The organism is Pseudodesulfovibrio sp. S3 (assembly GCF_004025585.1).
Lineage (GTDB): Bacteria > Desulfobacterota > Desulfovibrionia > Desulfovibrionales > Desulfovibrionaceae > Pseudodesulfovibrio.
The window spans coordinates 110,330-119,541 of record NZ_QTZO01000009.1 but is presented as its reverse complement, the minus strand read 5'-3'; the positions used below and the strand labels follow the sequence as shown (position 1 = coordinate 119,541).

At 55.2% G+C, this 9,212-nt stretch carries 7 protein-coding genes; 1 reads left to right on the top strand and 6 read right to left on the bottom strand.

Going from position 1 to position 9,212, the window contains the following annotated elements; translation table 11 throughout:
* Nucleotides 1-72 precede the first annotated feature (72 nt).
* From DWB63_RS11555 to DWB63_RS11540, 5 genes are all read right to left on the bottom strand, one after another.
* Nucleotides 73-621 (bottom strand): Yip1 family protein, encoded by a 549-nt coding sequence (locus DWB63_RS11555; protein ID WP_128328987.1) that lies wholly within the window; start codon nt 619-621, stop codon nt 73-75.
* 16 nt (nt 622-637) lie between these two features.
* Nucleotides 638-787, bottom strand: coding sequence for a hypothetical protein (locus tag DWB63_RS17330; protein ID WP_164879864.1), 150 nt, complete (start codon nt 785-787; stop codon nt 638-640).
* Between the two features lie 74 nt (nt 788-861).
* The gene (locus DWB63_RS11550) at nt 862-2,712 is read right to left on the bottom strand and encodes a DASS family sodium-coupled anion symporter (RefSeq protein ID WP_128328986.1); all 1,851 of its coding nucleotides are present in this window, start codon (nt 2,710-2,712) and stop codon (nt 862-864) included.
* A gap of 32 nt (nt 2,713-2,744) precedes the next feature.
* Complete coding sequence (locus DWB63_RS11545; RefSeq protein WP_128328985.1) at nt 2,745-3,644, bottom strand: response regulator; 900 nt, start codon at nt 3,642-3,644, stop codon at nt 2,745-2,747.
* A 16-nt stretch (nt 3,645-3,660) separates the two neighbouring features.
* Nucleotides 3,661-4,101: a response regulator gene (locus DWB63_RS11540; protein WP_164879863.1), complete on the bottom strand. Its 441-nt coding sequence runs from the start codon at nt 4,099-4,101 to the stop codon at nt 3,661-3,663.
* 343 nt (nt 4,102-4,444) lie between these two features.
* Between DWB63_RS11540 and DWB63_RS11535 the strand changes: the two genes are divergently transcribed.
* On the top strand, nt 4,445-7,495 hold the full coding sequence (locus tag DWB63_RS11535) for a hypothetical protein (protein ID WP_128328984.1): 3,051 nt from the start codon (nt 4,445-4,447) through the stop codon (nt 7,493-7,495).
* Nucleotides 7,496-7,514: 19 nt separating this feature from the next.
* On the opposite strand, the gene DWB63_RS11530 is transcribed toward DWB63_RS11535, so the two are convergent.
* Complete coding sequence (locus tag DWB63_RS11530) at nt 7,515-9,191, bottom strand: sensor histidine kinase (RefSeq protein WP_128328983.1); 1,677 nt, start codon at nt 9,189-9,191, stop codon at nt 7,515-7,517.
* Nucleotides 9,192-9,212 lie beyond the last annotated feature (21 nt).

Here is a 9,212-nt window from a genome sequence, read left to right as displayed (position 1 = left end):
AACAGTGAATATAGTCGGAAGAGTCAGATGTGAAGAAGGGACAACGCCTACAGTGCTGCAGTGTGCATATCCCTACTGAAACAGTTGTTGCAGTTCCACGGTCAGGGGAGCGGCGCTCCAGAAGAACAGGAGGATGATCACGGCTGTCATGATCACCAACATGCCCGCCTTGGTCTTGCTGACACCGGTGGTCTTGAACAGGCCGATGCCGATGAGGACTGCCCGGACCGGTTCCATGATGATCGCCAGGCCGGGAATCCAGGAAACGACCATGACCGCACCGCTGGCATAGGCATAGACGTTGAAGATCCTGCCGTAGGGGACTCTCTTTGTTCCTGTCATGCCGAACAGGATGAAGGTGATGGCGGCCCCGAAAGCGGGCATGATGATCGCGTTGGCCATCATGATCACGCCCATGGACAGTGAATTTTCAAAGAAATAGGTCATGCTGACGGAACAATAGAAGATGCCCGAGATCATGAGAAAGAACAGTGCCCGTCTGGAACCTGCCTCTGATGAGACCTTTTCAAAATGCTTGCCTGGAGATCGCATGACGTCCAGAATGGTTTCGAAATATTCCCGGATGCCCATCCTGGAATTGTTTGCGCACGTGGCTTCCATAGCTCCCCCCTCGTGTTCAGAAATATTCTTTCGTATATTCGACGACGCCCCAAATGAGCATGGCAAGGGTCATGACGAACAGGACCCTTCTTTCAGTCTGTTTGGAAAAATAGGTGACCCCGTTTTCATGAACGAAGCGGTGGTCGTTGTTGGTTTCAGTTTTCATGGTTTTCTCCTTGTATGGCCCGGCGGCCCGCCCGAAAACGGGCCGCCGGGGTGTTGGATGTCGGTTCAGGCTCGTCAGAAGGATGGGAGACTGCCGAACCCGATACCAGTCCAGTAGACTGCAGTAAGCAGCACGATCATGATGTTGGCGACAAACCACATCGGAATGCCGACCCTCAGGTAGTCCTTGGGTTCCAGATAACCGGACGCATACACAATGGCGTTCGGCGGCGTACCAATGATGAGGCAGTAGGCGAAGGAAGATGCGACTGCCGTTGCCATGGCCATGAACGGAAGGAACGTGGTTCCCGGATGGACGATGCTGGCCATGTTCAGGGTGATGGGGCCGACTGCGGCAGCTGCCGGACCGTCGGCCATCAGGTTGGTCAGGACCGCAGTCAGACCGTTGGAGGTAAGCATCAGCGGGATGCCTTCACTCATTCCCAGCGGGGCCAGCATGTCGATGACGGACTGGGCCAGCCAGTAGGCTGCGCCGGTCTTGTCGAGGGTACGGCCAAAGATGATGGCCCCCGCGTACAGCCAGACAACACCCCAGTCGACCTTCTCCTGGTAGTCGCGCCAGTTGACCACGCCTGCCAGCAGGTAGGCGACGGCTCCGGCAACCGCAATGACACCGATGCCCAGGCGGATGGGATAGATTCCAAGGTTGTAGAATTCCTTTTCCGTGAACCAGCCGAAGACCATGACGGCAAAGATGATCATTGCCCAGATCTGATGCTTGTTCCACTTGCCCATCTTGACGATTTCACCCTCAAGGTGCTTCATGGCCGGGGCCAATGAACGGATGCGGGGCTTGAAGATCATGTTGGTCGTGATCCAGGTGATGGGAATCATGATGATGACGAACGGCATACAATACATGATCCACTGGGCGTAGCCGATGTCCATGCCGAACATGTCGGACAGGTAGGTCATCATGATGACGTTGCGAGCGCCGCCGGAAGGCGCGCCCGGACCGCCGATGTTGCACGCCATGGCAATGGAGATCATCAGCATCTTGGCCAATTCCTTGTCCTCGGGAACCTCGTCGGTCAGGCTGTTCTGATAAAGCAGCATACCGATGGGCAGGAACATGGCTGCCAAGGCATGGTCGGAGATGAACGCTGCAAGCGGGCTGATGACCACGAAGAAGATCAGCGTGATCCAGCGGACGTTGGGCACGGCGAGCCTCTTGAACATCATCAGGCACATGCGTTTGTCCACGCCCGTCTTGACAAAGGCGGCCGCAAACATCAGCGAACCCATGATGAACCAGCAGGCGTCATCCCAGTAGAGGCCCGCTACTTCGCTTCGTGAGACCACGCCTGTAAAAACCAGAATCAATCCTATGCAGAAAGCCACGCCGGGAAGCGGCATGCACTCGGTCATGAAGCAGAAAACCACGAACACGACCATGGCGATGGCGACCTTGATTTTCCAGGCACCGCCTGACGCGCTCTTCTGATCCCTCTTGGAAAGGTCATCGTAATTGAGACCGTTCAACCGCAGGTCGAATGCGCTCTTCATGGTGTTGAGGTAGGTCTCTTCCGAAACATTGTCCGTGATAAACGCAATGGCCTTGGCGAAGTTGGCCGCATCAACAGGGATATCGTATTTGGTTGCCCACTTTTCATTACGCTTGAGCATGCGGGCCTTGCTCAGCGCGCCCATGCGCATGTTCTGTTCCATCATGCGTGCGGTGAGAATCTCCCACTGCTCGCAATCAGAGCTATTCTTGCTGAAGAGTTGTTCGCAAAGGTAGTTGGTCACCACCTTGGGGCCGACCGAATACTGCATGCCCACCTTCTTCATGCCCTCAGGGGTGGGAAGAAGCAGAATTACAGTGAAAAGCACCACCGGAATTATGAGCAGCTTCCAATTTACGAACTTGTCGTAACCGGTTGCTTTCTTTTTTGCTTGAGCCATTTGTAACCCCTATATTTTAAGCTTCAGATCGTTCAGCCGGCTGAAATGATCCTGGCGATTTCGTAAAAAAGCTCCTGCTCCCGCACGATTCCGACGTCCTTGCCGTTGGCCTGGACCAACATGCGCCGCGCCGGAAGCGTGACCATGGTATTGGCCACGTCCATGAGGTTGGAGTTGCCCTCTATGACCGGAAGGGTGTCGGACATGTATTCCTGGACCGGATTGCCCATGACCTCTTTCACCCTGGAGGTGAACAGGCCCTGCCAGAACATGGCCGAATACTGGAGGCTGTCAGCCATGGACGGTTTGGGGGCGGAGAGATAGCCGGGCCTGACTGCATCGATGAGGTCAAGCGGGCTGAGCAGACCGGCCACGCTGCCGTCGACATTCGTCACCAGCACGGAACGGTGTCCGGTGTCCATGAGCCTGTCCGTGGCCATCAGATGCCGCATGGCCTTTTCCAGTGCCTGGATAGCCTCTCTTACGGTGCTGTCCAGGGGTATCTGGGTATACCGCTCCAAAGGAATCATGATGTCGATGGTCAGTTTCTCGACATACGGGGCCTTGGTGGCGTAGTCGTGGGCGTCCTGGATTTTCACGCCCAACAAATCCACGTCACACGGCTTGGCCAAATAATCGAACGCGCCTGTTTCGTAGGCTTTCTGCGCTCCGGGAACATCCCCATGCCCTGTCAGCATGATGACCGGGAGATCAGGATTTTTCACCTTGATAAGTTTCAGGGTTTCGTGACCGTCAAGACCGCCCATCTTGACGTCCAGAATGACGACATCCGGGTTTTCATCCAACTTTGCCAGTGCCTCTTCCCCACTTGCCGCCAGGATTGTTTCGAATCCCTTGCGGGCCAGTATTTTCGCTGTCGTGGTGCGGAAGCGCTCCTCATCGTCGACCATGAGGACTTTGATTTTAACCATTACAACCTCCTTGAGTTTACTCGCTCAAATCTCCCTGCCCGGCTGTGGCATCGGCCATACGTGCAGAGTGTATTTTCTGTTTCTGAAGCGTCACCTTTTCAAAGGCCGCTTCTGCTTTTCTGAGAAAATCCTTCATACTCACAGGTTTGATCAGATAGTCCAAGGCACCGAGTTTCAGGCCCTCCACGGCCGTCTCCATGGTGGCGTGCCCGGTGAGAATGATGACTTCACTCAAAGGATGATCCTTCTTGATGCGCTGCAACGTTTCCATGCCGTCCATGCCCGGCATCTTGAGATCGAGAAAAATGACGTGCACCTCGCATGTTTCGAGCACCTCAAGAGCCTCTTTGCCCGATGTGGCCGTAAGCGCCTGAATACCAATCTTCTCAAAGAGTTTTTTCGTGGTGCTGAGCAGACGCTCCTCATCGTCCACGAGCAGAATTTTCAAATGTTCCATGGTGTCACCATTTTTTTATGCATGTTGTTCGGCCAAGACGAAGCGTGTTTAGCAACCAGCGTGCCAAATTTATCTTATTGTAATTTATGAATATATTTTGGCAAAACAATCGCCGAATCATGTTGCCAGATAAAAAGTCGCGCCAATATCGATGGAGACGTCGTTGCAAAATACCCGGGAATAAAGCCGGTGGGGACTCCGAGGAGCGGTTGTTTTTCAAGGAATTCCCGAAACAACTTCCACTGGACGGAACAGCGTCATATAAGGCAAGGCATGAATACTGCTAGCGATGTTACGATCGTGTGACATTGCCGCACACGCAGAGCAGGCGAGGAGAGATTTGATGGCCGCACCTTCCGTATTCTACGACAAGAATGACTATAAGCTTCTGGAAATTCTCGAAGATCTATTGAATCGAGAAGTAGACCATGCGCAGTTCAAAACCATTTTGGAGCCGTATCTCAAGCCCCATGGCATCAAGGAATTGGCCGCTGCGCCCGGATTGCGCATTGCCTATGCCATCATGCACCTGCTGCAATCCCTGAAATCCGACCAGGCCTCCGACAGAATCAAGGCTCTCATTTCCTTGCGCGACGAGACCCTGACTGCAGCCAGGGACAGCAGACGCAACAACCGGGCTCGGGTTCTGATCCAGATCGGCAAGGAGCTGATACGGGCCAAAGGCAACCGTCCCAAGCAGTTGGCGTTGGCCCATGATTTCCGGCGGGCCGCCAAAGGAAAGGTCGCATTCCTGCGGGCTCAACTGCGCAAATATCATCTCCTTGAAATGCCGGAGGAGTGGAATCAGATAACCTTTGACGACCGCGTACATGACGCCAACAGCAAGGGACGGAAATCGGCCACGCATTTGATCATGGACGCCTGGGTCAAGGGGATTCGGTACCTGACCGTCGTGTACTACGACTACATGGACCTCGACGTTGCCCGTGAACTCTTTGCCTCCGCAGCCATCCTGGGCATCAAGGTACGTATCGGCATCGAGTTCAAAGCGGTTTTTCGCGGCAGGTTCGTCAAGATCGACTGGGGTCCGAGCGGATTGCAGGACGACAGCGACATCGAAGGCGTTTTTCGACAGGAAGCCGTACAGAAACTGATGGAACAGGGCCGGGAAGTGCAGTCGCACCGCACACGGTACGTCCATGCGGCCATAGACGCGTTCAATGCAGTGCATCGGACATCGATCCAACAGGAATTCAACGTGCTTCTGCCGGAAATCGACCACGCCGACGTGGAACAATCCATCGGCACCGGGCAACCTTCGATCCAACATCTCGGCAACTACATTCATCAAATGGCAATGCCCCTGTTCCGCGATCGGGTGAATACCCTTCGTGAAGGGTACGATGAAGCCGACTATGATACCAAGGCGGCTTTTATCATGCAGGTCGAATCCCTGGATGCACTGGACGCGGACACGATTATTGCGCGATATCTCTGCCCAGAGGCCAACCCAGGCATTCCCGACCCGGACGCGCCCTCCTCCGAGCAAGGACCGGAACTGCTCTCGCTTTCGCCCGCGCAACTGACGACCCGTCTCCGCGATGCGGTCCCGGCCAGTCAGTTGACCCTGATACTCTCGGACCTGGAACTGGAGGATGTGCTTGAAATACTGTATGAATGCCACGGCAGAATTACCCATTTCGAGGTGTTCAACACCAAGAACCTGACCCCGCTTCAGTCAAAGCAACGAAAGCCGTTCTGCCAACTGCAACGGGCCATCAACGAACAGAATGCGGTCAAGCTCAAGCGGTTGATCCGCGATTGCATGGAACGGGTCCGCAACTCCGGTGCTGCGGATGCCGAAGACCGGGAACGCGTGCTGGCTTCGGTGCTCGCCAGGTTCAACGTCCTGCTTGAATACTACAAGCGGTCCACCCTCAAGACCAAGATAGGCAGCGGCTCTACCGGACGGTCCACCCGAACGCACGGGATGGGATTCGCCGTTGTGGAGACCATGCCGTTGTCGGCACAGAGAGAGGTCCGGCGACTGAGGAAAGGCGACCGGCTCCCGGTGGAAGGGATAGCCATTAAATCCAAGGAATACACGCTTCCGCGCACCACGCCCGGCATCTTCGGCGCCATTAAAAAGATTGCCGCACAGTTGCCGGTGTTGCGCAACCTGTTGTGCCGCACACGCAGTCGATGGCATGTGCGAGAGTATCGGGTGGAGGAAGCGTGCTGCGGCAACGTGGTGGCACTGGGCGGCATGAGCCATGAAGGAAACGGATTGGATTTTTTCGAGCATGACAAGTCCGGCCACCAGAAACCCTCCATTGGCCACTTGAACTCATCCCTGATGAACCTGCTCAAGATATTTGCAGGGTTCGTCCCGGCATTCCTCACCTTCTATCTCACCAAGGAATGGTGGGTGCTGGCCTATCTCGGAGGTGTGATCTGGTTCTCCATCACCGGGCTGCGGAATGTTATCCAGTCCATTCTCGGCGGAGGAGGGTTCCGGCGCTCACCATACCTTACGTGGAACAGCTACATAGATTGGGAAAGGATATCCGATTCGCTCCTGTACACCGGGTTTTCCGTCCCCCTGCTGGATTGGCTGTGCAAATCGGTCGTGCTGGATTCGATGTTCGGCATCACCACCACGACCGGTCCGCTTCTGCTCTACTCCATCATGGCGCTGACCAACGGCATCTACATTTCGAGTCACAACATCATCCGTGGATTGCCCAAGGAAGCGGCAGCGGCCAACTTCTTCCGAAGTGTCCTGTCCATTCCCATAGCAATGCTGTTCAACACAGGTGTGGAAATACTCCTGAACATGGCCGGGACAGCGGATCCAATGGCCGTCCTCCAGCTGTGGGCAGCGGTCATTTCCAAACTCGCCTCAGACTGCGTGGCCGGAGTCATCGAGGGGTGCGCGGACCGCAGACGCAACATCGCCATGCGCCAATGGGATTATTCGGAAAAGCTCAAGCAGGTTTTCGAAATCTTTTCCCGGCTGGAGATCGAGTACCCGACACAGGATATGCTCAAGGTGCTGAACACGCCGGGCGCCTTTCTCCAACTCACCCGGGAATCAAACACAAAACACCGCCCGGAATTGATAGCCAACGCTCTGGATTTGTTATATATAATAGCATACAAACCGCGCGCCCGCGAAGCCCTGCGTCAGGCCATGGCGACCATGTCGCAGGATGAAAAAGCGGTCTTTCTGGCCTCACAGCAGATACTGGCCGAAGAGCAGTACGTATCCCTGCTTTTCGTTGAAGGCCTGGTCGGACGCAACTTTTCCAAAGCGCTCTCTTTCTACCTGTTGCGGTATCGGGACTATCTCGATCAGATAAACCGGATAGCCGGCATAACAGCCACGGATAAACTCGAAAAAAGGGGCGTGGTCAACGCTTGCAGTACTTAGCCCGCCCCTCCCTTGGAGCTTAGCTGCTCTTGCCCGGTATCACCACGGTGAAGGTAGCGCCTTCACCCTTGCGGCTGTCCACCGTAAGTTCTCCGCCCATGGAGTCTATGATGCTGTGACAGACCGACAAACCAAGGCCCGTTCCCTGACCCGGAGCCTTGGTGGTAAAAAACGGCAGGAATATCTTGGCCAGGGTGTCCTGGCTCATGCCGGAGCCGTTATCCTTCACGGTAATGACCGCATTGCCCCGCTCATCGCCGTGCGCGGCAACATCAATCCTGCCACCATGGGAGCCGTTGCGTTCCACCACCGCGTGAATGGCATTGTTCATCAGGTTTATCATGACCTGCTGCAACTGACCGGGGTCCGCTTCAATTGACGGAACACCCGCATCCACCTCACAACTCAGCTGCACACCGTGAACCGTGGCCTTGTTCTCGACCATGGCCCATACCTTCGGCAGGTAGGTGGTCAGGTCAATGGGCTGCAATTGCGGGGCATCCTGCCTGCCGAAACGGAGAATCTCCCGCGTAATGGCGGCGCATCGCCCGATCTGAATCTGAAACTGTTCGGCTATTTCCATAATCTCAGGGATAGTGGTGCTGTCCCCCTTTTCCTCCGCGACATCCTTGAGATTCAAATCGAGCAATGCAAGGTCGGTCTTCATTATCTGGAGCGGGTTGTTGATCTCATGGGCGAACCCGGCAGCCATTTCTCCCAACTCGGCCAGCCTTGCCGCCTGCAACAGCTGATTCTCCAGCTTGTACACTGCCTCTGCCTGTTCGCGCAGGGTATCCAGCAGACGACGGCTTATAACGAAAGCCAGAGACACGATTATCGCCCCGCCGACGAGAAGAACCAGCGCAACCGCATATGCCGCCATGACCGTGGAGTGAAATGCCTCCTCCTTCTTCTGACGGACGAGGAGCCGCCACTTGCCGCCATTGATCAGAGCGGAAGCAAACAGATAGTCCACGGCCCTGTCTTCTCCGGTAAAGGTCATGAGTCCGTCGGTCTGGGCAGGATAGACGCACGTATCCCGCTCCAGCAATGCGCCACCTGAGCGCCGCCGGGTCTGAAACCACCCATCATGATTCACTATATACGCCTCACCGGAATCGCCGATATTGACCACGTTGACGATCTTCCCGAACACGCCGGGATCAATGGTTGCACGCAAAACCCACGCCTGCCCGTTCACATGTCGGGCAACAGCGATCACGAAGTGCGGGACACCCCGATAGCCCAGGAAAACATCACTGACGTAGTACCCATTCTTCAAAGTCTCCAGATACCATTGAGCCTCCCGGTAATCCTTGTCGGTCAACTCGTAAGGACCGGCATAGGCCACATGCCGCCCCTGCGGACCAATGATTCCCATATCCTGAAAAACGGCCCTGCCGACGCTCTGCATGGCATCGACTTCGTCTCTGACAGCCGCTCCCGTCAACGATTCAGCCGGAATCATGGTTAAAAACGACTCCAGGTCGTTGCGCCGTTCCCAAAGAAAATCATCAATCATTTTCTTGTGATCCAAGGCGACCTGCCGGATGGAAGAAATCGCGAACCGCTTGGTCACATCAGAAAAAGAGAAAAAACCCACGGCCACCGACAGCAGGAGGGGTACTGCGGGCATGAGGATCATGGTTGTGAGGAGGAGTTTGTGAGTCTCGCAAGATTTTGCGTTCTTCTTCATGGTAAATCCGCCCGATTGTTG

Bases quoted from the DNA above. Each gene is read 5' to 3' on its own strand.
- DWB63_RS11555 (WP_128328987.1), bottom strand. From the start codon at position 621: ATGGAAGCCACGTGCGCAAACAATTCCAGGATGGGCATCCGGGAATAT.
- DWB63_RS17330 (WP_164879864.1), bottom strand. From the start codon at position 787: ATGAAAACTGAAACCAACAACGACCACCGCTTCGTTCATGAAAACGGG.
- DWB63_RS11550 (WP_128328986.1), bottom strand. From the start codon at position 2,712: ATGGCTCAAGCAAAAAAGAAAGCAACCGGTTACGACAAGTTCGTAAAT.
- DWB63_RS11545 (WP_128328985.1), bottom strand. From the start codon at position 3,644: ATGGTTAAAATCAAAGTCCTCATGGTCGACGATGAGGAGCGCTTCCGC.
- DWB63_RS11540 (WP_164879863.1), bottom strand. From the start codon at position 4,101: ATGGAACATTTGAAAATTCTGCTCGTGGACGATGAGGAGCGTCTGCTC.
- DWB63_RS11535 (WP_128328984.1), top strand. From the start codon at position 4,445: ATGGCCGCACCTTCCGTATTCTACGACAAGAATGACTATAAGCTTCTG.
- DWB63_RS11530 (WP_128328983.1), bottom strand. From the start codon at position 9,191: ATGAAGAAGAACGCAAAATCTTGCGAGACTCACAAACTCCTCCTCACA.